This window comes from Aurantimonas sp. Leaf443 (genome assembly GCF_001425575.1).
In the GTDB taxonomy this organism is placed as follows: domain Bacteria; phylum Pseudomonadota; class Alphaproteobacteria; order Rhizobiales; family Rhizobiaceae; genus Leaf443.
The window spans coordinates 65,855-88,870 of the sequence record NZ_LMRD01000013.1; the positions used below are offsets into that span (position 1 = coordinate 65,855).

Annotated in this window: 21 protein-coding genes and 2 riboswitches; of the genes, 7 read left to right on the plus strand and 14 right to left on the minus strand. The window is 70.4% G+C overall.

All coding sequences use genetic code 11. The features are described from left to right. Positions 1–7: 7 nt before the first annotated feature. Positions 8–1,408, minus strand: a complete 1,401-nt coding sequence (locus tag ASG48_RS17390) for a trehalose-6-phosphate synthase (protein WP_055852926.1) — start codon at positions 1,406–1,408, stop codon at positions 8–10. Then, complete coding sequence (gene otsB / locus ASG48_RS17395) at positions 1,405–2,187, minus strand: trehalose-phosphatase (protein ID WP_244486942.1); 783 nt, start codon at positions 2,185–2,187, stop codon at positions 1,405–1,407. The genes ASG48_RS17390 and otsB overlap by 4 nt, the downstream gene beginning before the upstream one ends. 206 nt (positions 2,188–2,393) lie before the next feature. Between otsB and ASG48_RS18890 the strand changes: the two genes are divergently transcribed. After that, on the plus strand, positions 2,394–3,101 hold the full coding sequence (locus ASG48_RS18890) for a TIGR02594 family protein (protein WP_055853132.1): 708 nt from the start codon (positions 2,394–2,396) through the stop codon (positions 3,099–3,101). A gap of 83 nt (positions 3,102–3,184) precedes the next feature. On the opposite strand, the gene ASG48_RS17405 is transcribed toward ASG48_RS18890, so the two are convergent. After that, the gene (locus ASG48_RS17405; protein WP_055852929.1) at positions 3,185–4,483 is read right to left on the minus strand and encodes a D-amino acid dehydrogenase; all 1,299 of its coding nucleotides are present in this window, start codon (positions 4,481–4,483) and stop codon (positions 3,185–3,187) included. A gap of 147 nt (positions 4,484–4,630) precedes the next feature. Beyond that, a riboswitch (glycine riboswitch) is annotated at positions 4,631–4,721 on the minus strand. A 206-nt stretch (positions 4,722–4,927) separates the two neighbouring features. On the opposite strand from ASG48_RS17405, the gene ASG48_RS17410 reads away from it, so the two are divergent. The 4 genes from ASG48_RS17410 to ASG48_RS17425 all read left to right on the plus strand — a co-directional run bounded on the left by ASG48_RS17410 (position 4,928) and on the right by ASG48_RS17425 (position 8,956). Next, complete coding sequence (locus tag ASG48_RS17410) at positions 4,928–5,857, plus strand: 2-dehydro-3-deoxygalactonokinase (RefSeq protein WP_055853134.1); 930 nt, start codon at positions 4,928–4,930, stop codon at positions 5,855–5,857. After that, on the plus strand, positions 5,857–6,501 hold the full coding sequence (locus ASG48_RS17415) for a 2-dehydro-3-deoxy-6-phosphogalactonate aldolase (RefSeq protein WP_055852933.1): 645 nt from the start codon (positions 5,857–5,859) through the stop codon (positions 6,499–6,501). The genes ASG48_RS17410 and ASG48_RS17415 overlap by 1 nt, the downstream gene beginning before the upstream one ends. 51 nt (positions 6,502–6,552) lie before the next feature. Then, positions 6,553–6,683: riboswitch (TPP riboswitch) on the plus strand. A 126-nt stretch (positions 6,684–6,809) separates the two neighbouring features. Continuing rightward, positions 6,810–8,633, plus strand: coding sequence for a phosphomethylpyrimidine synthase ThiC (thiC, locus tag ASG48_RS17420; protein WP_055852936.1), 1,824 nt, complete (start codon positions 6,810–6,812; stop codon positions 8,631–8,633). A 128-nt stretch (positions 8,634–8,761) separates the two neighbouring features. Further along, on the plus strand, positions 8,762–8,956 hold the full coding sequence (locus tag ASG48_RS17425) for a hypothetical protein (protein ID WP_055852940.1): 195 nt from the start codon (positions 8,762–8,764) through the stop codon (positions 8,954–8,956). A gap of 195 nt (positions 8,957–9,151) precedes the next feature. Here the strand turns inward: ASG48_RS17425 and ASG48_RS17430 are convergent, their stop codons facing one another. The 4 genes from ASG48_RS17430 to ASG48_RS17445 all read right to left on the minus strand — a co-directional run bounded on the left by ASG48_RS17430 (position 9,152) and on the right by ASG48_RS17445 (position 12,028). Then, entirely contained in the window at positions 9,152–9,349 is a 198-nt protein-coding gene (locus ASG48_RS17430; RefSeq protein WP_055852943.1) for a helix-turn-helix transcriptional regulator, read from the minus strand. Positions 9,350–9,985: 636 nt separating this feature from the next. Continuing rightward, complete coding sequence (locus ASG48_RS17435; protein ID WP_055852946.1) at positions 9,986–10,339, minus strand: lipid-A-disaccharide synthase N-terminal domain-containing protein; 354 nt, start codon at positions 10,337–10,339, stop codon at positions 9,986–9,988. After that, positions 10,336–11,076 (minus strand): glycosyltransferase family 2 protein, encoded by a 741-nt coding sequence (locus ASG48_RS17440; RefSeq protein WP_055852949.1) that lies wholly within the window; start codon positions 11,074–11,076, stop codon positions 10,336–10,338. Before ASG48_RS17440 ends, ASG48_RS17435 begins: the two co-directional genes overlap by 4 nt. Before the next feature lie 163 nt (positions 11,077–11,239). Beyond that, a complete protein-coding gene (locus ASG48_RS17445; RefSeq protein WP_055852954.1) occupies positions 11,240–12,028 on the minus strand; it encodes a phosphatase PAP2 family protein in 789 nt (262 codons plus the stop codon). A 267-nt stretch (positions 12,029–12,295) separates the two neighbouring features. Between ASG48_RS17445 and ASG48_RS17450 the strand changes: the two genes are divergently transcribed. Next, the gene (locus ASG48_RS17450; RefSeq protein ID WP_055852957.1) at positions 12,296–13,777 is read left to right on the plus strand and encodes a glycosyltransferase family 39 protein; all 1,482 of its coding nucleotides are present in this window, start codon (positions 12,296–12,298) and stop codon (positions 13,775–13,777) included. Between the two features lie 203 nt (positions 13,778–13,980). On the opposite strand, the gene ASG48_RS17455 is transcribed toward ASG48_RS17450, so the two are convergent. The 4 genes from ASG48_RS17455 to ASG48_RS17470 all read right to left on the minus strand — a co-directional run bounded on the left by ASG48_RS17455 (position 13,981) and on the right by ASG48_RS17470 (position 18,256). After that, positions 13,981–14,373 (minus strand): septal ring lytic transglycosylase RlpA family protein, encoded by a 393-nt coding sequence (locus ASG48_RS17455; RefSeq protein WP_055852959.1) that lies wholly within the window; start codon positions 14,371–14,373, stop codon positions 13,981–13,983. A 284-nt stretch (positions 14,374–14,657) separates the two neighbouring features. Further along, positions 14,658–16,151 (minus strand): alkaline phosphatase D family protein, encoded by a 1,494-nt coding sequence (locus ASG48_RS17460; protein WP_244486943.1) that lies wholly within the window; start codon positions 16,149–16,151, stop codon positions 14,658–14,660. Positions 16,152–16,276: 125 nt separating this feature from the next. Continuing rightward, positions 16,277–17,257, minus strand: a complete 981-nt coding sequence (locus ASG48_RS17465; protein WP_162243940.1) for a cell wall hydrolase — start codon at positions 17,255–17,257, stop codon at positions 16,277–16,279. A gap of 219 nt (positions 17,258–17,476) precedes the next feature. Beyond that, positions 17,477–18,256 (minus strand): succinate dehydrogenase iron-sulfur subunit, encoded by a 780-nt coding sequence (locus tag ASG48_RS17470; protein ID WP_055852963.1) that lies wholly within the window; start codon positions 18,254–18,256, stop codon positions 17,477–17,479. Positions 18,257–18,555: 299 nt separating this feature from the next. Here ASG48_RS17470 and ASG48_RS17475 point away from each other — a divergent pair, with 299 nt between their 5' ends. Beyond that, positions 18,556–19,866: a sorbosone dehydrogenase family protein gene (locus ASG48_RS17475; protein WP_055852967.1), complete on the plus strand. Its 1,311-nt coding sequence runs from the start codon at positions 18,556–18,558 to the stop codon at positions 19,864–19,866. Between the two features lie 87 nt (positions 19,867–19,953). Here ASG48_RS17475 and ASG48_RS17480 read toward each other — a convergent pair whose 3' ends face one another. The 3 genes from ASG48_RS17480 to sdhA all read right to left on the minus strand — a co-directional run bounded on the left by ASG48_RS17480 (position 19,954) and on the right by sdhA (position 23,015). Next, the gene (locus ASG48_RS17480; RefSeq protein ID WP_055852970.1) at positions 19,954–20,646 is read right to left on the minus strand and encodes a hypothetical protein; all 693 of its coding nucleotides are present in this window, start codon (positions 20,644–20,646) and stop codon (positions 19,954–19,956) included. 144 nt (positions 20,647–20,790) lie between these two features. Next, a complete protein-coding gene (locus ASG48_RS17485) occupies positions 20,791–21,108 on the minus strand; it encodes a virulence factor (RefSeq protein WP_055852974.1) in 318 nt (105 codons plus the stop codon). A gap of 71 nt (positions 21,109–21,179) precedes the next feature. After that, positions 21,180–23,015 (minus strand): succinate dehydrogenase flavoprotein subunit, encoded by a 1,836-nt coding sequence (gene sdhA, locus ASG48_RS17490; RefSeq protein ID WP_055852977.1) that lies wholly within the window; start codon positions 23,013–23,015, stop codon positions 21,180–21,182. Position 23,016 lies beyond the last annotated feature (1 nt).

The following is a 23,016-nucleotide window of genomic DNA, read 5'->3' on the forward strand; positions in this document are numbered from 1 at the left end:
CGACCGGTCAGGCCGGCACGTCCTTGGGGATCGATTCCAGCTCCGCCAGGAAGGCCTCGCACCAATACGAGGCCGTGTTGCCGAAGACCGCCGCCCGCATCGCCCGCCAGCGTTCCTGGCGCTCCTCGAGCGGCATGGAGAGCGCCCGCTGCAGGGCGCGCGCCACGTCGTCGGTGGAATAGGGATTGACGATCAGCGCCTCGGAAAGCTCGGCCCGCGCGCCGGCGAAGCGCGACAGGACGAGGACGCCGGGATCCTGCGGGTCCTGCGCGGCCACGAACTCCTTGGCGACGAGGTTCATCCCGTCGCGCAGCGGCGTCACGAGGCAGACGCGCGCGGCCCGGTAGATGCCCGCGAGGGCGCGGCGGGTGAAGCCGGTCGTCATGATCTGGAAGGGCGTCCAGTCGAGCGTGGCGAAGCGGCCGTTGACGTGGCCCGAGAGGGATTCGAGGTCGCGCCTCAGTTCGGCATAGGCGTCGAGCTCGGAGCGCGAGAGCGGCGCCACCTGCAGGAACTGCACCGCGCCGCGATTCTCCGGATAGTCCTCCAGGAGCCGCTCGAAGCCGAGGAGCCGCTCCACCAGCCCCTTCGAATAGTCCATCCGGTCGACGCCGACGATCTGCAGGCGGTCCCCCGCCATGCCGCGCACCATCTCCTCGTGCTCGCTCGCCTCGGGCGAGACGGCGAAGCGCGCGAAGCCCTCCGCGTCGATGCCGATGGGGAAGGTGCGCGCGCTCACCACGCGCCCGCCGACCCGCACGCGGTGGCCCTTCAGCTTCTCGCCGCCGAGCTCGCGCACGCAGAACTGGATGAAGTTGCGGCGGTCCGTGTCCGTCTGGAAGCCGACGAGATCGTAGGCCAGCATCGCCTTGACGATGTCGACGCCCGACGGCAGCGCGCTGAACATCTCGGGCGGGCAGAAGGGGATGTGGAGATAGAAGCCGACCGAGCCCTTGAAGCCCTGCTGGCGCAGCTCCGAGCCGAGATGGAAGAAGTGATAGTCGTGCACCCAGATGATGTCGTCGTCCCGAAGCATCGGCATCAGGCGCGCGGCGAAGCGCTGGTTGACGGCGCGGTAGACGCGGTCGGACGCGCGGTCGAACTGGGCGAGATCGAGCCGGTAGTGCAGGAGCGGCCAGAGCGAGCGGTTGGCATAGCCATAGTAGAAGCCGTCGACCTCTTCCTGCGTGAGGTCGATCGTCACCATGGAGACGTTGCCGACCGTCTCGGTCCTGGCCTCGCTGTCCGTTCCCTCGGCCGAGACCTCGCCGCTCCAGCCGAACCAGACCCCGCCGCGCCGGCGCAGCGCATCCGACAGGCCGACCGCGAGCCCGCCCGCCTTGCCCTCGTCGGTCAGCGGGCCGACGCGGTTCGACACGGCGACGAGACGGCGCTTGGCCCCGCTCATAGCGCGCCCCTCGCATCGAGGGCCGTCAGCGTCTCGGCCCCCGCCGCGCCGCCCGGATCGGGCACGCCGAGCCAGCGATGCACGGCCGCGACATCGCGGAGGCGATGGCGCGCGACGCTCGGCGCCGTGCCGACCTTCACCGCGATCCCGCCCCGGCGCTCCACGACGTCGAGCGCGTATTCGTCCGTCGTGTCGTCGCCGACATAGACGGGCACGCGGCCCGCGAAGGGCGCGCGCGCCAGGAAGTCGGCGACCGCCTGCCCCTTGTCCATGCCGGCCGGATGCACCTCGACGATCTTGTCGCCGCGCATGACGGCAAGGTCCTGCCGGCCCGCCGTGGCGCGGGCCATGAGGTCGAGCGCGAAGGGCTCCAGGTCGGGCGCCGCGCGGTAATGCAGCACGAGCGCCATGCCCTTGTCCTCGAAGGTCATGCGCGGCGCGGCGGCGCGGGCCGCGTCGAAGACCGCGCGCGCCTCGTCCAGCACTTGGCGGCCGGCGAGACTTTCGACGGGCTCGCCGGGCGAGACGCGCCGCTCCAGCCCGTGCACGCCGGCGGCCGCAAAGCGCAGCGGCGCGAGGAAGCGGTCGAGATCGACGATGCGCCGTCCGCTGACGATCGCCAGCGCCCCCTCCATCGCCGCGCCGAGGCGCGCCAGATGCGCGACCGCTTCGGGCGCGATCGAGACGCCGGCGGGATCGTCGGCGAAGGGCACGAGCGTCCCGTCGAAATCGAGGAACAGGGCGTGGGCGGCGGGATCGAGGGGAAGCGGTTCTGTCATGGTCTCCATGATAGCGCGCGGCCGCGACTTTTCCACGCGCGTGCGATCCCGCCATGCCCCGCGCGGGCGGGCGGCGAGGCCCCCGGACGCCGGACGTTTTCCCCGCATCCGCGGATGCATCGACAATCCGGACGGTTGCCTTGCCCCGCCCTCACGGCACTCCCGCGAATGGGCGCCGCCGGACCTTGAACCTGGAGATGTATGGCATGATCGTCACGACCGAAGCCTTGCAGAAGCGTCTTGCGGACCTCGGCTACGACCCGGGCCCGACCGACGGGGTGCGCGGCCGGCGCACCATCGCGGCCATCCGGGAATTCCAGGCCGACCACGGGCTCCTCATCGACGGGATCGCCGGCCCGGCCACGCGCGCCAAGCTCTTTTCCGGCCCGTCCGGCATGGTGCAGACGAGCCGGCCCGACAGGCCCTGGTACGAGGAGGCGCGCCGCTTCCTCGGCCTCAGGGAAGTGGAGGGCCAGGGCAACAACCGCGTCATCATGGACTGGGCGACGGATCTGGACCTTGCCTATCCGGGCGACGAGATCCCCTGGTGCGGCCTCTTCGCCGCCCATTGCATCGGGGCGACGCTGCCCGGGGAGGACCTGCCCGGCGGGGTCCTGATGGCGCGCAACTGGCAGCGGTTCGGCCGATCCTGCGGGCCGACGCTCGGCTGCGTCCTGGTCTTCTGGCGGACCGACCGCACGCGCAGTTCCAACGGTCATGTCGGCTTCTATGCCGGCGAGGATCGCGACGCCTATTACGTCCTGGGCGGCAACCAGTCGAACGCCGTCAACGTGGTGCGCATCGCCAGGACGCGGCTCCTCGCGGCGCGCTGGCCGTCGACCGCGCCCTTTGGCGAGACCCGCATCACCGAACTCGCGCCGACCTCCGACGCCCTGTCGATCGAGGAAGCCTGACCGGGGCAGAGAACGGGACGTGAAACAGGGCGCCGCGACCGTGCGGCGCCCTGCAGGAAGCAGCCCGAAGGCCCGGCGGCGCGTCAGGCCGCGTTGAGGATGCCCGGCGCGACCGGCGCCTCGGGAACGCGCAGGCCCGGCACCGCCGCGCGGCCATAGGCCTGCGCCACCTGCGCGGCCACCGCGTCCGCCGTCGCGGCCGAGAGCGTCCAGCCCAGATGCCCGTGGCCGGTATTGTAGAAGACGCCGGCCCTGGCGCCGGCGCCGACGCGCGGCATCATGTTCGGCATCATCGGCCGAAGGCCCGCCCAGGGCACGACGGAATCCGTCGAGATGCCGGGGAAGCGCGTGCGGCACCAGTCGACGAGCGGGGCGATGCGCGCGGCGCGGATGTCGCGGTTCTCGCCCGCGAACTCCGCCGTGCCCGCGATGCGCAGCCGGTCCTCGCCGAGGCGGCTCGTCACCACCTTGGCATGGTCGTCGAGGATGGAGACATGCGGCGCGCCGGCCCGGCTCTCGGCATCCTTGAGATTGACCGTCACCGAATAGCCCTTGACGGGATAGACGTTCACGCGGTCGCCGAGCTGGCGCGCGAAGCGGCGCGAGGCGACGCCCGCGCAGACCACGATCCCGTCGAAGCGCGCCTCGCGGGGCGCATCGCCCTCGCGCCGCGCCGTCCAGCGCACCGAGACGTCGCGCGCGCCGCGCAGCGTCAGCGTCTCCACGTCGGCGTCCTGCACGAAGGTCACGCCCTTGGCGCGGGCCGCGTCCGCGAGGCCGCGCGTGTACTTGTGGATGTCGCCGGTGAAGTCGCTCTCGGTGAAGAAGCCGCCGACGAAGTTGCCGCGGATGGTCGGCTCGATCGCCGCGATCTCCTGCGGCGTGACGGCGCGCCGCTCGAGGCCGCCGGCCTTCAGCAGTTTGTTCACGCTTCCCGCATGGGCGAGTTCGCCCTCGCTCTCGTAGACATGCAGGATGCCGCGGTTCTCGATGTCGAAGGTGAAGCCCTCGTCCTCGGCCATGGCCAGGAGATGGCGCCGCGCCTCGATGGCGAGCCGCGTCGTGGCGATGGTGTTCTCTTCGTAGTTGCGCGCGGCCAGCACGAACTCGAACATCCAGGAGAGCTTGTGCCAGGTGGGCGCGGGATGGACGAGCAGGGGCGCGTCCTTCTTGAGCATCCACTTGAGCCCCTTGAGGAAGGTGCTCGGCTGGTTCCACACCTCGGCATTGGAGGCCGAGAGCTGGCCGCCATTGGCGAAGGAGGTTTCCATGCCCGCATGGCTCTGACGGTCGAAGACCGTCACGTCGAAGCCGCGCTGCATGAGCTTGTAGGCAGTGGTCACGCCGGTGATGCCGGCGCCGATGACGGCGATGGAGGTCATAACGATCCTTGTCGGCCACGCTGCGCGCGGCGTCTCGTTCGTTGCCCCTCCCGTCATGAGCCTGAGAGTTTCACGGCGCGGGACTCAATTCCCGGCGACGCTTTCTCCTTCGGCGGACGGCATGCGCCGTCGCTCTTCGGAATTGAATGACGCCAGGCGGTCCTTTTGCCTGAGAGTTTCCGGGGCGGTTGCTCCTTCGGCGCCGGCCTTGAGGGCCGGTCTCTCCCGCTAGGCGTCGATCGGGATCGACAATAGGGCGACGACAATTCTTTCGCAAGCGCGAGGACCCCCTGAAAAACCGGGAGGGCACCATGCGTTCCGCGCGCCGCTCGCCCTCGCCGGCAGCGCCCCGCTTGACATCGCGGCGGCCGCGAAAGACGGTCGCGCGGCGCAGGCGGAGAGCGGCGGCGCATCAGCCAGGGGGTCGCGGGGGCGATGCAGAAGATGAGGGCGGCGCCGTTCTGCGCCGCGGTCGATTGGGGAACGTCGAGCTTTCGCGCCTGGCTCCTGTCCGCCGACGGAACGGTCCTGTCCGAGCGCCGCGCCGCCGACGGCCTGTCGCAGATCGCGCCGGGCAGCTTCGAGCTGGTGCTGGAGGGCCATCTCGCCGAGTTCGGCGCGCCGGCCGACCTGCCGGTCGTCGTCTGCGGCATGGCGGGCGCCCGCCAGGGCTGGATCGAGGCGCCCTATGCCGCGACGCCGGCGCGCTTCCCGGACCTTGCCGCCGAGGCCCTTCGCGTGCCCGGGCTCGACCGCGAGGTCCGCATCCTGCCCGGCGTCGCCCAGCGCGACCCGCAGCGGCCCGACGTGATGCGCGGCGAGGAGACGCAGCTCGCCGGGCTCGGCGTCGAGGGCGACGCGCTCGCCTGCCTGCCCGGCACCCATTCCAAATGGGCCGCGATCGAGGCCGGCGCGCTCGCGCGGTTCTCCACCTTCATGACGGGCGAGCTCTTCGATCTCCTCGCCCGCACCTCCATCCTGCGCCACAGCCTCGGCGGCGATCTCCACGTCTCGCCCGACGACGAGACCTTCCTCTCGGCGGTGCGCGAGGCCCGCGCCGATCCCGGCCGCTGGACCGGGCGGCTGTTCGGCCTGCGCGCCGGCGATCTTCTCGGCCTGCAGGCGCCGCAGACGCGCGCGCCCTGGCTCTCCGGCTCGCTGATCGGCATCGAGATCGCCGGCGGGCTGGCGCTCCATCCGCAGGCGCGCGAGATCGCGCTCGTCGCCTCCGGCCGCCTCGCCGATCTCTATGCCGGCGCCTTCGAGGCCTGCGGCCTCGCCCACCGGCGGATCGACGCGGAGACGGCGGTGCGCGCCGGCCTCCTGACCGCCGCCCGACATTTCTGGCCCGCCCGGGCCGAAGCGAGCCTGTGATGACCAACGCCCAGAACCCCATCGCCGCCCTGCCGCGCGGTCTCGTCGCCATCCTGCGCGGCCTCGAGCCGAAGGACGCGGCGGCCGTCGCCGAGGGTCTCATCGAGGCCGGGTTCCGGGCGATCGAGATCCCGCTGAACTCGCCCGATCCCTACCGCTCCATCGAGACCGTGACGCGCCTGGCGCCGAAGGACTGCCTCGTCGGCGCCGGCACGGTGCTGAACGTGGCCGAGGTCGAGCGGCTGCACGGCCTCGGCGCGCGCCTCGTCATCAGCCCGAACTGCGACACGGCGGTGATCGCGGCGAGCGCCGAACGCGCCATGGTCTCCATGCCCGGCGTCTTCACCCCGACCGAGGCCTTCGCCGCCATCGCCGCCGGCGCCACGGCGCTGAAGTTCTTCCCCGCCAGCGTCATCGGCCCCGCCGGCATCGCGGCGATGCGCGCCGTCCTGCCGGCGCACGTGCCCGTCGGGGCGGTCGGCGGCGTCTCGGAGGCCGACTTCGCCGCCTATGGCAAGGTCGGCGTGCGCGTCTTCGGCCTCGGCTCGAGCCTCTTCCGGGCAGGCGACGCGCCCGCGCTCGTCGTCGAGCGCGGCAAGGCCGCGGTGGCCGCCTACGACGCGGCCTTCCCGCCCCGCGCCTGACACCTTCCTCCCGGCGCGGCCCTTGACAGGGCCGCCCGATCCCGTAGCGTCGGCCCGTCCAAGGGGAGTTCCGGCAAGGAACTGAGAGGCCGACGGCCGCCGACATGATCGGCGCAGCGCGCGGCGACCCTCACGAACCTGATCCAGGTCATGCTGGCGTAGGGATGGGAATGCCGCAGGCGATCCGTGGGGATGCGCCGCCGCGAGATCGCGGCGGGGCGAGCCGCCGGGTCGGCGGCTCTTTCGCCTCTTCGAACAATGGTCTGGGTCGCTTGAGACGCGCCGAACGGCGTGCGGGAGACCTTTCGATGACCGTCCACCAGCCCATCCGGCCGAGCGTGACCACGGGGCCGCTGCCGGCCTCCGCCAAGCGCCATGTGCCCGGCCACCTTCACCCCGATCTGCGCGTGCCGCTGCGCGAGATCGCGCTCCACCCGTCCGCGCTGGAGCCGCCGGTCCTCGTCTACGACGCCTCCGGCCCCTATACCGACCCGACCGTCGTCACCGACATCGCGAAGGGCCTGCCGCGCCTTCGCGAGGCCTTCGTCGCCGCGCGCGGCGACACGGCCCTGTACGAGGGACGGGCGGTGAAGCCGGAGGACAACGGCAACCTGCCGCCCGAGAAGCTGACGCCGCCCTTCCCCGTGCGCCACGCGCCGCGCCGCGCCCTGCCCGGCCGACCCGTCACGCAGCTGGAATATGCCCGCGCCGGCATCGTCACGGCCGAGATGGAATATGTCGCCCTCCGCGAGAATGTCGGCCGGCAGGCCCTGCGCGAGGCGCCGGGCGGCGGCTCGCCCTTCAAGGCGGCCATCCCCGGCTTCGTCACGCCCGAATGGGTGCGCGAGGAGGTCGCCTCCGGCCGCGCGATCATCCCCGCCAACATCAACCATCCCGAGCTCGAGCCCATGGCCATCGGGCGCAACTTCCTCGTCAAGATCAACGCCAATATCGGCAATTCCGCCGTCACCTCGTCGATGGACGAGGAGGTGGAGAAGATGGTCTGGGCGATCCGCTGGGGCGCCGACACGGTGATGGACCTCTCCACCGGGCGCAACATCCACAATATCCGCGACTGGATCATCCGCAACGCGCCGGTGCCGATCGGCACGGTGCCGATCTATCAGGCGCTGGAGAAGGTCGGCGGCATCGCCGAGGACCTCACCTTCGACGTCTTCGCCGACACGCTGGTCGAGCAGGCCGAGCAGGGCGTCGACTATTTCACCATCCATGCCGGCGTTCGCCTCGCCCACGTGCCGCTGACGGCGAACCGCGTGACGGGCATCGTCAGCCGGGGCGGTTCCATCATGGCCAAATGGTGCCTCGCCCATCACCGCGAGAGCTTCCTCTACGAGCGTTTCGAGGAGATCTGCGAGATCATGCGCGCCTACGACGTCTCCTTCTCGATGGGGGACGGGCTGCGGCCGGGATCGATCGCCGATGCCAACGACGCGGCGCAGTTCGCCGAGCTCACCACGCTGGGCGAACTCACGAAGATCGCCTGGAAGCACGGCTGCCAGGTGATGATCGAGGGGCCGGGCCATGTGCCGATGCACAAGATCAAGGAGAATGTCGACCTGCAGATGGAGCTCTGCGGCGAGGCGCCCTTCTATACGCTCGGCCCCCTCGTGACGGATATCGCGCCGGGCTACGACCACATCACCAGCGCCATCGGCGCCGCGCAGATCGGCTGGTTCGGCACCGCGATGCTCTGCTACGTCACGCCGAAGGAGCATCTCGGCCTGCCCGACCGGGCGGACGTGAAGACGGGCGTCATCACCTACAAGATCGCCGCCCACGCGGCCGATCTCGCCAAGGGCCATCCGGCCGCGCAGCTGCGCGACGACGCGCTCAGCCGGGCGAGGTTCGAGTTCCGGTGGGAGGACCAGTTCAACCTCTCGCTCGATCCGGACACAGCCCGGTCCTTCCACGACGAGACGCTGCCCAAGGAGGCGCACAAGGTGGCGCATTTCTGCTCCATGTGCGGCCCGAAATTCTGCTCGATGAAGATCAGCCACGACATCCGCGCCGAAGCCCGCAAGGAGGGCATGGACGCGATGGCGCGGACCTATCGCGAGGGCGGCGATCTCTACATGCCCGCCGCCGCCGCCGCCGCCGCGCCCGAAGCCTGATGCGTCGAGGCGGCCGGGCCGGTGCCGTTCCGGCCGCCTCGACGCGGAACGCCGGCCTCCCGCTCGCCGTTTAGGCGAGGCATCCGCACGTCCTGCGGGTCCGCAGGCCTCGATCCGGGAGGAGCAGCATGACAGACGACCGCAGCCCGAAGACCCCGCCCGACGCTCCGCCCGCCTCGGGCGGCCTCCTGTCGAACGTCATCCGCCGCACCGACAACGACTTCCACGGCCGTCGCAACGGCGAGGACCTGATCGGGCGCGACATCCCGGTCGAGGAACAGGACCGCGAGGCCGAGGAGGAAGAGGAAGAAAAGGAGCGCTGAGCGGACGTCTCCGGCCGGCATGGCGCATAGACCAGGATCGGCTGGCGCCGTGTCCGGCCGCGACGCGGCGTCGCCGGGCCATGTTGCGCTGGGTCGGGTCGGGTCGGGGGACGGGCCGTCGCGGCGCGTTCGATGGAGCGTTTGCCTGCGCGCATCGGCCGGCGCCGTCGAAGGCCCGGCGCGACGATGGTCGTGTCAGATATAGCCGGAGCGGATGGCCTTCGCGACGGCATGCATGCGGTTGACGGCGCCCAGACGCACGGTGATCGACACGAGATGGTTGTCGACGGTGTACCGCGAGATCCCCAGAATGATGCCGATTTCGGCGCTCGTCTTGCCGTCCGCGACCAGGGAAAGTATCTCCAGTTCCCGCTTGGACAGTGGATTGCTCAATTTAGATCATCCATTCCTGACATTTCGGCCGTCCGACGCCTCGGGATGGGCGTCGTCATGCGAGCGCCGCGAACTGCGCCCGGCCGGTCGGCTGTCCCGCGATGCGGGTCGGGGATCGCCCGGTCTGTGGCCGGGCCTGCCTGCGCAGCGGTGCCCTGTTCGCCCGCCCGTCGCCGAAGGCCATGCGCGAGGTCGATCGGCGCCGCGAAGTCACGATATCGTCCCCTGTCCTGCTGTCGCGACCGGACGCCCTGCCGGCCCGGACCGAATGTTCGCGCGCTCCCGCCGGAGCTCCTGTTCCTTTGCTTCCGCTCGCAGATCGCCGGCCGACGCCATCGTGGGCAGGTCACCGAATTTCGCTGCGGTCGAAAGTTTTACGGTTTCGTGGTCAAGGTCTACACAGTCGCAAGGGCGACAAAAATAACGAAAGATCGCTATTGAGCATCATGCCGTGCAGGGCGCGCACGCAGGAAGATCGCATGCATGCGATCAGTTCTGTGAGATTTTGATTTAATGCGCCGGACTAGAACAGTATAAAAACCGATTATGCGCCTATATATATGACGATACTTTGGTAATTACAGGTCTTACTTGCAACTTTGGATTGCGATGTATTTCGTCCGACGGCGCCGCCCGTCAGTGCTGCCGTGCCGCACCCGACGCCTCCGGCGCGGTCCCGGCCTCGCGCAGACGCCGCCGCTCGCCGCGGATCAGGGCGATGTTGCGCAGGTAGATGAAGAGGCCGGCCGCCTGGCCGAGAATGAACACCGGATCGTGGCGGTGGATGGCGTAGACGAGGAGCAGCGCGCCGCCGAGGAGCGAGAAGGTCCAGAAGGCGACCGGCACGACCGAGCGCTTGGCGCGCTCGGAGGCGATCCACTGCACGACGAAGCGGCCGGTGAACATCAGCTGCGCCAGGAAGCCGAGCGCGATCCAGACGTCGAACTGCTCGACGAAGACGTAGTGCAGATAGGTGAGGATCGTGGTCACGGGCGTCCGTCCAGGTCGAGTTCGGCCACGCTCGGCACGGTGCGGGCGCGCCTGCGCAGCCACCAGACGCCGAAGAGGTCGAGAACGCCGCGCAGGGCGCGGTCGAAGATGCCGTAATTGGAGGCGCCGAAGCGGCGCTTGCGGTCGCGCACGTCGATATGGACGATGGAAAAGCCCTCGCGCAGCACCAGCGCCGGCAGGTAGCGGTGCCAGCCGTCGAAGAAGGGCAGGCGGCGGAAGAGCTCGGTCGGGATCGCCTTCAGGCCGCAGCCCGTGTCGCGCGTGTCGTCCTTGAGGATCGCGTTGCGCAAGCCGTTGGCAAAGCGCGAGGAGGCCTGCTTCAGCGCCGTGTCGGTCCGGCCGGTGCGCTGGCCGGCGGCCAGGCCCGTTTCAGGTCCCGCCGCCTCGAGCGCGGCGACGAGGGCGGGAATGAAGGTCGGGTCGTTCTGACCGTCGCCGTCGATCGTGACGACGACGTCGCCGCGCGCGGCGAAGACCCCCGTGCGGATGGCGCGGCTCTGGCCCGCCGACCGGTCGTGGCGCAGGTGGCGCAGCGAGAGGCCGGTGGCGGCCAGGCGCGCGAGCGTCGCGCCGGTCTCGTCGGTCGAGCCGTCGTCGACGACGACGATCTCGTGGCGGCGCAGGCCGATGCAGGCCGCGATCTCGCGCACGAGAATGTCGAGATTGGCCGCCTCGTTGCGCGCCGGGATGACGACGGTGAGAAATTGGAACGCCATGGGGCCGTCTTGTCGGTTCGCGCCGTCGGCGCCGGAGCGGCGCGCCGGGGCGCCTTCGGTCCCCGCCGGCTGAGCGGCTGGGGGCGCCGCTTCTTAGGCGCTTGCGCGCGGAAGGCCAAGGGAGGCCCGCGATCGGACAGCCCTGCGCCCGCCGCGCACCGGCTCAGCCCGGATCGCCCGCCGCCTTGCGTTTCAGGCGTTTGGCGAGCGCGGCGTCCATCGCCCGGCCCCTGTGGCCGAGAAGCAACGGGCGCAGCACGATCATGACGAGGAGCACCAGAAGCCAGGAAATCAGCGTGTCCGACAGGAAATGCCCGCCGAAGGCCACGCGGTTCGCCGAGAGCAGGGCGGCGACGGCGAGGATCGCAAGGCCCGCGCGCCGGCGGAAGGCCCGCGGCAGGACGAAGACGAGCGCCATCAGCGCCATGGCCGAGGCGCCCTCGCCCGAGACGAAGGAGCAGTTCGAGGCGCAGGCGTCCGAGATCGTCCAGACCGGCGAGAAGGACGCGTCGCCCCCGAACGCCACGATCTCGCGCGGCCGGGCGCGCCCGACCGTGTTCTTGAGGACGGCGTTGACGAGAAGCCCCGGCCCGAGCGCGAAGACGGCGAGGATGTAGAGGCCCTGGTGCGGGCGCAGGGCGAGGAACCGGCCGCGCGACACGAAGGGCGCGGCGAGGCCGGCGAGGCCGGCGGCGCAGACGAGGACGACAAGAAGGCTCGCCACGTCCCGCAGCCCTTCCAGCACCGCGACGTCCGAGGCCGGAAAGCCCGCGCCCGGCACGTAGAACAGGCCGCTCGCGGCGATGTCGACCTGCGGGACCGCGAGGAAGAAGCCGCTGACAAGGGCAAGGGCCAGGATCAGCCAGGGCAAGGGCTGCGCGGCGCATGGGCGCCGATGCCGGCGATACGGGCGCGGCGCCGCCCCGGCGGCGAGCCCTTCGGTCGTCGGCATCAGCGCCTGGCTTCGCCGCGCCCGCCCCGGCTCGTTCGACCCGCCGCCCCGTATCGCCATGCCCGCCCTCGCCGTCCGCGCCATTCGTCGCCGCCGGCCATAGCGCGGCCCGTGCGAGGGGTCGAGCGCAAGGCGGCGGGCCGATGGAGGGGAAGTCGCGCCCTGCCGCCCGCCGCGGGGCGATTCCGCTTCGCGCGGGGATGCGCTAGATCATCGCCTTGCCCTCGACGGCCGGCGCTGCCCGGCGCCTCCTCGAACGGACCTGCCATGACGCTCGCCACCCTCGACCGGCCCGCAAGGCGGCGGCCGGCCCTGCGCCTCCAGGATCGCGATCCGGGCATCGCGGTCCTCGTCCTGATCCTCGGCCTCGTCGCGGCGGCACGGCTGGCGGCCCTCGCCCTGTCGCCGAGCGAACTCGGCTTCGACGAGGCGCAATACTGGGCGTGGTCGCGCGATCTCGCCTTCGGCTACTTCACCAAGCCGCCGCTGATCGCCTGGGCCATCGCGCTGGAGACGGAGGTCTGCGGCCAGTCGGCGGCCTGCGTGCGCTCGGCCTCGCCGCTCCTGCATTTCGCCACGGGCCTGTGCCTGGCGGCCCTCGCGCGTCGCCTCTACGGCGGCGCGGCCGGGTTCTGGACGGGCCTCTTCTACACGCTGATGCCGGGGATCGCGGTCTCCTCCTTCCTGATGACGACCGACGTCTTCCTCCTCTTCTTCTGGAGCCTCGGCCTTCTGGCGCTGGTCTCGCATCTGGAGCGGCCCCGCCTTGCCACGGCGCTTCTCTTCGGGGCGAGCGTCGGCATCGGGCTCTATGCCAAATATGCCATGATCTACCTGCCGATCCTGTGCGCGCTGGTCGCCGTGGCGCTGCCCGAAACGCGCCCGGCGCTCCTGCGGCGCGAGAGCCTGGCCGCGCTCGCGCTTGCGCTCCTCGTCGTCTCGCCGAACCTGGCCTGGAACGCCTCCCATTCCTTTGCGACCTTCGAGCACACGGGCGAGAACATCGGCTGGAGCCTGTCGCGGCTCAATCCGGGCAAGGGGTTCGAATTCCTGGCCGTGCAGTTCGCGGTCGCCGGCCCCGTGATCTTCGGCGCCATGCTCAATGCCCTGCTGCTCGGCGCGCGCACCGAGAAGCCCCGGACCGACGCGCTCCTCCTCTGGCTCTCCTGGCCGGTGCTCCTCGCCATCACGCTGCAGGGATTCCTCTCGCAGGCCAATGCCAACTGGGGCGCCACGGCCTATCCGGCTGGCACCGTCCTCGCCACGGCGCTCGTCCTGCGCCATTCCGGCCGGTTCTTCTTTTCCGCCAATCTTCTCGTCTGCGGCGCGGTCTCGGCCGCCATCCTCGTGGGAACGGCGGTGCTCGACCCCGCCCGCGTGCCCGAGCCCGCCCGCCAGCTGCGCCAGCTCGGCGGCTGGGAGACGACCGCGCGCAACTTGACGGCGCTCGCGCGCGAGCGCGGCGCCACCCGCCTCGTCATCGAGGGACGGGCGCTGACCGCCGGCCTCCTCCACCCCTTGCGCGACAGCGGTCTCGACACGCGCGCCCTCCTGCCGGACGGCGCCCGGCCGAGCGACCAGTTCGAGCTCGACCGCCCCTGGCGCCCCGCCGACGGCACGGCGGCGACGCTCTTCGCCGGCCTCTCGCGCGAGGAGGCCGAGGCGCTCGGCCTCCGGCCGGTCGGCACGATCGAGGCGCCGATCTATTCCCAGCGCAGCGGCACGATGCGCCTCTACGGCGCGCCCTAGGGCGGACCCGCATCGAGCGGGCCCGAACGAAAACGGGGGCGGCCCGTGAGAGCCGCCCCCGTCCGATCGAAGATGCTTGAGGTATGAACTGAAAAGAGAAAGCCACGCTTTTTCAGATCATGCCTCAATGAGCCGCCGATGCGGCGCCCGATCCCGGAAACACCCCGTGCCGGTTTCCGTCTTCCCTCGCCGTCTCTCCCGTCTCAGGAAACGACGTCGAGCTTCACCTTGGCCACGCCCGACGAGATCATGCCGATGCTCTGGGCAGCGCCGCGCGAGAGATCGATGACGCGATTGCCGTGGAACGGCCCGCGGTCGTTGATGCGCACCACGACCGAGCGGCCGTTGACGCTGTTGGTCACCTTCACCTTCGTGCCGAAGGGCAGCGTGCGGTGGGCGGCCGTCATGGAATTCATGTTGAAGCGCTCGCCATTGGCGGTGCGCCGGCCATGGAACTGTTTTCCGTAATAGGACGCGGAACCCGAACGCACCGACTTCGTTTGAGCTTCGGCAGAGATGGATCCGAGCGCGGTGAAAGCCGACACGCCGAACGTCATCGAGACCGCCAGAAGCGCGGCCTTTCGCAGTTTCGTCATTCTTGTTTCCTGTCTGGACCCCCTCGATCGACATGATCGCGGCGGGGAGCTAATCCCCAGTTTTCGTGTCGAGAACGTGATCTGCTTGCGGCGGCAATATGTTTTTTGCTTACCGAGGGGTTTCAACCCCCTGAAAACCGAAGATTTTCCACCGTTGCGAGAATGGTTTTGCGAGCGCCACTGCGGCCGATCTGCAACGGGGCGGACGGACGGGCCGCGTGCCGCGGCGCGGCCGGCATGAGGGTTCGGGCGTCATGCCCCGCGAAGGCTCGAAGCCGGCCGCTTCAGAACGTCACCGGCGGCGTCGGACCGCCCTTCTCCGTCTCCCAGCGCGCCGACCAGTCCCGTCCCGTCCGCGTCAGGACGAGATAGTTGCGCTCGGCCGTGTAGATCGTCCGCCGGCCGGGAATGGGGGCCATGCGGATCGGCCGCCCGGGCAGCGGCGACTCGCCGAGCCGGGCCAGCAGCCCCAGAAGCATGGGATAGGCCCCGTTCGGCGCCGGATGCGAGATGCCGGAGGCGATGAACTGTTCGAGATCCGAGCCGTCCTTCAGGCGCATGCGGGCGCGCGTCGCCAGATGGATCTCGCCGGAGACGAGCGTCACCCGGCCGCGCCCGGCCTCCTGGAAGGTCGCGAGGGCCTTGAGGAAGCGCGTCCATTCGGCGCGGTGGCTTCGGCTCTGCCACTGGTCGCGCAGGTCGTCCTCGTAGCGGTGACCGCCGAGCGCGAGATCGCCGAGCCGCTCCACCCAGCTGAGGCGCGGCCCGAGGCCCGGCACCGAGGACATGACGAGCACCCGGTCGCCGGGCGGCGTTTCCTCCAGCGAGCGCTCGAACGCCGTCCAGCCGGCCTCGCCCATCACCCGGTGCGGCCGCCGCTCGCTGCGAAGGTCCGGCGCGAGGATCGACAGGCCCGGATAGCGCAGCGCGAGCGACAGGCTGGCGCCGGTCGGATCGAGCCCGATTCCCGGCGGCGGGCCCTCCGCGCCGAGCTGGAAGAGGAGGAAGGTCTCGCGCGCCGCCGCGAAGAGGCCCCGCCCGACGGGGCTGTCGAGCATCGCCTCGGGCAGGCTGCCCCAGCCGTCCATGATGTCGTGGTCGTCCCACATCATCACCGAGGGCACGCGGGCCGAAAGCTCTGCGGTGCCCTCCTGCGAGAGGACGCTGAGATAGCGCTCGGCGTAGAAGCGGAGCGCGGCCTGCCGGCACGTCTCGTCGAAGGCGATGGCGCCCCACTCGCCGTGCGCCGCCTCGCTCCAGGCGACGAAGGCGGGATGGGCCTGAAGCACCTCGTCGGCATAGATCTGGTCGCCGCCCTGCAGGAGGAGGGCGAAGGGGCTCTCGCGATGCTCGCCCCAGAGCCGCGTCCACAAGGCGTTGCGCTCCTCGCCCGCGCGGTCCCCGTCGCCCTTCTCCCGCCCGTTGCAGGAGACGTAGGCGATGGACAGCGCCCCGCGCGCGGGCGGGGCCACCTCGAAGCGGCGCGTCCCCGACGCTTGCGTCTCCACGGCATAGGCGCCCGGCCGGTCGGCCGGCAGGGAGAAGGCGATGGCGAAGAGCCGGCGTCCGGCGATCGTGGTCAGCAAGCGCGCGCGCCCGCCCGCCTCGTCCTCGCCTTCGGCCGTCGCGGTGAGGCGCGGCGCCTCGTCGCCGGGCTGCGCGATCAGGGCGAGGAGGCGGTGGCGACCGTCCTCGACGCCGCGCGACAGCAGCACGGGCCCGATCGTGGCGTCCTCGGCGACCGACAGGAGATCGCCAGCGCTGTTCATGGCATCCATGACGATCGTCCTCCGCCGGACAGAAGGCGCCGGCGGAAGGCTCGAGCGCGTTGAGGCCCTCGAATATAGGCGGCCGTCGCTCGGACTGAAGGGTGGGGCCGGCGATCCCGCCGCCGGCTGTCGCCTCAGCGGGCGGTCGCAGGCCGGGCGGAGGGGACGGCGACGGCCTGCGGCGCCTCGTCGGGCAGGCCGGCCATGCGGGCGATGAGATCGGACATGTCGTCCGGCGCGCCGCCGGAGCGTGCCGGTGCGACCTGCGGCTGGGCGGCGAGGACGACGCGCCCGCCGCGCGCCGGCGCGGACGCGGACGCGGTCGGCGTGGCGCCTTCGCTCGCCCGGCCCCGCCGCGCCTGCGCCCGATCCATGTCGGCGCCCCTGAGGGCGTCGGGATTGGAGACGGCGGCGTTCGTCACGAGCGGGCGGCCGGTCCGGCCGTCGAAGAGCGACAGGAAGGGCTTGGCCGAGTTGCGCACGCCCGGCATCTCCTCCACGAGCGCGACCTGCGTGCCGCCCTGCGAGGCCTTGGCCGCGGCGATGCGCCGGTCGATGTCGCTGGCCTCGGACGCCTTGCCCTGCTTCTGCAGCGCGGCCACCTGGCTCTGGCTGCGCAGCGGGCCGTTGTAAAGACGCCGCGAGACCTTCTCGTAGAAGGCGTTGCCGCCGGCGATGGCGACATAGTGCATGTTGTTGTAGCCGAAGCTCATGCCGGCGGTGTGGAAGAACATCGCCTCCTTCACCCCGTCATGCCGCTTGCCGGAAAGGACCTCGGCCGCCGTCTGCATGGCGAGTTCCTTGCCGGCGCCCATCTCGCGGGTCATCACGCCCGGCGCGAACTGGCGCGGCTGGGCAACGACGGAACAGACGTCGGAGGCGTAGCGCCCCGACTTGACCCGGTTCATCACCACGGTGCCGACGGCCAGCATCCCCTCGCGGGAGGAGCGGTTGGACTCGAAATACATCGCCCGGGCGAGGCATTCCTGCTCCGGTCCGTAGGCGACGGGTTTGACGAGGTCGGACATCTCGGCATCGGGCGCGCCGACGCAGGCCGATAGCGAGAGGCCGGACAGGACCACGAGGGTCAGCGGGAGAAGGGTTCGGATCGTCATTCCTCACGATTGATGACGAAACGTGTCCCAAAAAAGATGTCCGTGAGCTCGAAGGCCCGTCCCGCTGCCTTTCTTCCGCCACTGTTGCAGCGGGGCCGCAGTCCGCAGGGTTCGCGCAAGCGGACGGGGCGGAACCGCGATGGCCCGCCCCGTCTTCAGTCTTTCCACATCGTTTCGTGCCACCGGCCCGCGGCGGGCGCGTCGCCGGCACAAGCCGCGTCAGACGTGACGCTCGACCATCATCTTCTTGATTTCGGCGATCGCCTTGGCGGGGTTCAGTCCCTTCGGGCAGGTCTGCGTGCAGTTCATGATCGTATGGCAGCGATAGAGCTTGAACGGGTCCTCGAGATCGTCGAGCCGCGGGCCGGTCGCCTCGTCGCGGCTGTCGATCAGCCAGCGATAGGCCTGCAGGAGCACGGCGGGGCCGAGATAGCGCTCGCCGTTCCACCAGTAGGAGGGGCAGGAGGTCTGGCAGCAGAAGCAGAGGATGCACTCGTAGAGCCCGTCCAGCTTCTCGCGGTCGGCATGGCTCTGGCGCCACTCCTTCTCCGGCGCGGGCGTCTCGGTCTTCAGCCAGGGCTCGATGGAGCGCAGCTGCGCGTAGGGCACGGTGAGATCGGGAATGAGGTCCTTGATCACCGGCATGTGCGGCAGCGGGTAGACCTTCACCGCGCCTTTCACCTCGTCCATGCCCTTGGTGCAGGCGAGCGTGTTGGCCCCGTCGATGTTCATGGCGCAGGAGCCGCAGATGCCCTCGCGGCACGAGCGGCGCAGCGTCAGCGTCGAATCGACGTTGTTCTTGATCCACAGGAGCGCGTCGAGCACCATCGGACCGCAATCCTCGGTATCGACGTAGAACGTGTCGACCGACGGGTTCTTCCCGTCGTCCGGGGACCAGCGATAGATCTGGAATTCCCGCAGCTTGGACGTGTTGGCCGGTTTCGGCCAGACCTTGCCCTTCTCGATCCTCGAATTCTTCGGAAGCGCGAGCTCGACCATGGATGGGGGTTTCCGGTGCCAGTTTGGAATCGTTCGCACCATAATCGCTGCGCCGCAAAAGGCCAGCGGCGAAAGCGCGCGGAACTCCTTCAAATCGTTTGAAGTTGCGAGGCGCCGCAGGGACTTCGACGGCAGGGCGTCCCGCGCGATGCCCGGCATCCGCCACGCCGCCTCGCAAGCGCGCGTCCCGTCCGGATAAACCGCCCCTCACGAAACCTTTGCCCGGCCGTCGCCCGTCCATCGGAACGCCCCGGAGGCCCCCGCATTGGGCCTGCGACATCTTTCAGCGGAGCCCCACCATGTCCCTTCGAACCTGCCTCCTGGCGGGCAGCGCCCTCCTCCTCGCCACGGGTCCCGGCGGCGCCCAGGTCGCCGTCACCTCCGGCGCCGGCGCGCCGTCCACGCTCGACCTGCCCGACCCCGATCTGTCCCACGACGTCGCCAACTACACGCGCCAGGTCGGTTGGCCCGAGGGCGCCGCCCCGAAGGCCCCGGAGGGCTTCACCGTCACCCGCTTCGCCGAAGGGCTCGACAATCCGCGCTGGATCCATGTCCTCGACAATGGCGACGTCCTCGTCGCCGAGGCCGCGACCAGGCCGAAGGAGCCCAAGGACGAGGAGGAGCGCAGGAAGCAGGAGCTCCAGAAGGCCTCCGGCACCCTGAAGGACAGCGCCGACCGGATTTCGCTCCTGCGCGATTCCGATTCCGACGGCACGGTGGACGAGAAAAGCGCGCTCCTCGAGAATCTCAACCAGCCCTTCGGCATGGCGCGGGTCGGCGACACTCTGTTCGTCGCCAATACCGACGCGGTGCTGCGCTTCCCCTATCAGGAGGGCCAGACGCGCATCGAGGCGAAGGGCGAGACGATCCTCGACCTGCCGGCCGGCGGTTACAACAACCACTGGACGCGCAACCTCCTCGCCAGCGAGGACGGCTCGAAGATCTACGTCTCCGTCGGCTCGGCCTCCAACGTCGCCGAGTTCGGCATGAAGGAGGAGGAGCGGCGCGCCGGCATCCTGGAGATCGCCGCCGACGGCTCGGGCGAGCGCATCTTCGCGGCCGGGCTGCGCAACCCCGTCGGCATGGGCTGGAACCCGGCGACGGGCGAGTTGTGGACCGCCGTCAACGAACGCGACGAGATCGGCGACGCGCTCGTGCCGGACTACATGACCTCGGTGAAGGAGAACGCCTTCTACGGCTGGCCCTACAGCTATTTCGGCCAGAACGAGGACCCGCGACGCGCCGGCGAGGCGCCCGATCTCGTGGCCAAGGCCCTCGTGCCGGACTTCGCGCTCGGGGCCCACACGGCCTCGCTCGGCCTTGCCTTCTACGAGGGCGACGCCTTCCCGCGGAAGTATCGCGACGGCGCCTTCGTCGGCCAGCGCGGCTCCTGGAACCGCTCGGACTTTTCCGGCTATCGCGTCGCCTTCGTGCCCTTCGAGAACGGCAAGCCGACGGGCGCGATCGAGGACTTCCTCACCGGCTTCCTGAAGGATGCCGAGACGGGCGAGACGCATGGCCGGCCGGTCGGCGTCGCGGTCGCCAAGGACGGCGCGCTGCTCGTGGCGGACGATGCCGGCGGCATCGTCTGGCGCGTGGCCGCGCAATAGGCGCTTCGGCCTCCGTCGCCGTCATGATAAGGGCGCGCCGGCGGTCCGCCGGCGCGCCCTTTCTCTATCGGCGACCCTGCGCCTGCGTCAGTTCGTCGGGCCGCCCGGCACCTTGGGCGCGCCCGGCGACATCGGGGCGAGCGGGGCGACGTCGGGCCCGACCGTCGGCGTGCCCGGATGGTCGGCCTTGCAGGTCGTCGATTCCTTCTCGAGGAAGGCGAAGATGAACTCCTGGTCGGGCTTGCCCACCCGCCCGTCGTTCAGCATGCGGTCGGCCACGGGGGGCGCGACGACGGAGGCGATGAGATAGTCGCGCTGCGGATCGGCAAGGCCCGTGAAGCTCTTCTCGGCGAGGCAGTCGCAGGCCGCCTTCGACATGCCCTTCATCTGCACGGCGCACAGGCCGGAGATGAGGCTGAGCTGCGACTGCTTGTCGGAGATGCGCGGCAGTTCGAACTTGTCGCCGACGGCGTTGCGCGGGCTCGCCGGGCTTCCGGCCGTCCCTTCGCGCTGCGGCGTCTGCGTCGTCGTCGCCGGCGTGCCCGGTGCGGAGGGCGCGGAGCCTGCAGGCGCGCCGCTCGGCGTCGCGTCGCTCGCCTGCCCGCCGCTCGCGGCCGGCGCCTGCGGCGTCTCCGTCGCGGCCGGCTCGGTCGGCGTCGGCGCCCCGGCGGCGGCCGGCGGGGTCGCCGGCGCCGCGCCCGTGCCCTGCGCCATCGCGCTCGTGCCCGCCATCAGGATCGCCAGAAGCGCCAGCCCCGCCGTCCGATTCACCTTCGCCATGTCAGTCCTCCCGAGAAAGACGCTGTGCGGCCTTTGCCGGCCGCATCACGGATGCCCAGCCCGCATCTACGACAGAGCCGGCGAAAGTCCGCATTGATTTTCGGAAAGGTGATCGAACGGGCGGCAGGGCCGGTGCCCGGCCGCTCAGTTCTTGCGGCGTGCGGCGCGACGACGCTTGCGGTCGAGCACGACCATCAGGTCGTTGTTCTCCTCGATCCGCAGCATCCGAATGTCCTTCAGCGATGCCGTGAACCAGGCGAACTCGTCGGCCATGTCTTCCACGATGGCGATGCATTCGGGGGCGCTTAGTTCGGGATCGCCGAAATAGACCGAACCCTGCCGATGCTCGAACCCGTTCTCCTCGAGAAACGTCCGCACGTCCGAATAGGCGTTTCGCCAGGACGGATTGGGATAGAGCCTCTCGAGGATCTCGGTGTCGAAATCGAATGCGATGGCGTACACGCGCCCTCCCCTCGGCGGCCTGTTATGTCCGATCGTCTGGGATGGCGCGAAAGCCATGAGGGCCGCCTTCTCTAGTACACCCGCTTCTTCGGCTGGATGTAGTCGATCTCGTTCGACATCGTGTAGGTGTGGACCGGCCGGTCCTCCAGCGTCACGGTCTTGGCGACCGTGTCGGCGAAGGACAGGGTGTGCTTCATCCAGTTCTGGTCGTCGCGGTCGGGGAAGTCCTCGCGGGCATGGGCGCCGCGCGATTCCTGCCGGTTGCGGGCCGAGTCCATCGTCACCACCGCCTGCGCGATGAGGTTGTCGTATTCCAGCGTCTCGACGAGGTCGGTGTTCCAGATCAGCGAGCGGTCGGTGATCTTCACGTCGTCGGAGGCGCCCCAGACCTGATGGATCTTCTGGTGGCCTTCCTCCAGGATCTCGCCGGTGCGGAACACGGCGCAGTTGGACTGCATCGTGCGCTGCATGGTGTCGCGGAGCTCGGCGGTCGGAGTGGAGCCCGAGGCGTAGCGGAAGCGGTCGAGGCGCGACAGCGCGAGGTCGCCGGCGCCGGCCGGCAGCGTCGGCTGGCTCTCGCCGGGCGTCACGGTCTCGGCGCAGCGGAGCGCGGCGGCGCGGCCGAAGACGACGAGGTCGATCAGCGAGTTCGAGCCGAGACGGTTGGCGCCGTGGACGGAGACGCAGCCCGCCTCGCCGACGGCCATCAGGCCCGGCACGACGGAGTCGGCGTCGCCGTTCTTCTTGGTCAGCACCTCGCCGTGATAGTTCGTGGGGATGCCGCCCATGTTGTAGTGGACCGTCGGCAGGACCGGGATCGGCTCGCGCGTCACGTCGACGCCGGCGAAGATGCGTGCCGATTCCGAGATGCCGGGCAGGCGCTCGTGCAAGACGGCCGGGTCGAGATGATCGAGATGCAGGAAGATGTGGTCCTTGCCCTTGCCCACGCCCCGGCCCTCGCGGATCTCCATCGTCATGGAGCGCGAGACGACGTCGCGCGAGGCCAGATCCTTGGCGGAGGGGGCGTAGCGCTCCATGAAGCGCTCGCCTTCCGAATTGGTGAGATAGCCGCCCTCGCCGCGCGCCCCTTCCGTGATGAGGCAGCCCGCGCCGTAGATGCCGGTCGGATGGAACTGCACGAACTCCATGTCCTGCAGCGGCAGGCCGGCGCGCAGCACCATGCCGCCGCCGTCGCCGGTGCAGGTATGGGCGGAGGTGGCCGAGAAATAGGCGCGGCCGTAGCCGCCGGTGGCCAGGATCGTCTTCTTGGCGCGGAAGCGGTGGATCGTGCCGTCGTCGAGGCAGAGCGCCACGACGCCCCGGCACACGCCCTCCTCGTCCATGATGAGGTCGATGGCGAAATACTCGATGAAGAACTCGGAGGCGTAGCGCAGGCTCTGGCCGTAGAGCGTGTGCAGGATCGCGTGGCCGGTGCGGTCGGCGGCGGCGCAGGTGCGCTGGGCCGGCGGGCCGTTGCCGAACTCGGTCGTCATGCCGCCGAAGGGCCGCTGGTAGATGCGCCCGTCCTCGGTGCGGCTGAACGGCACGCCGAAATGCTCGAGCTCGTAGACGGCCTTGGGCGCCTCGCGCACGAGATATTCGATCGCGTCCTGGTCGCCCAGCCAGTCCGACCCCTTCACGGTGTCGTACATATGCCACTGCCAGCTGTCGGCGCCCATGTTGCCGAGCGAGGCGGCGACGCCCCCCTGCGCGGCGACCGTGTGCGAGCGCGTCGGGAAGACCTTGGTGATGCAGGCGGTCTTCAGGCCGGCCTGCGCCGCGCCGAGCGTGGCGCGAAGGCCGGCGCCCCCGGCGCCGACGACGACGACGTCGAACGTGTGGTCGGTGAACGTGTAGGCCTTGCCGTTCTGGGCGGGGGCCGAGCGGTGGGGCTGGGCAGTGGCCATG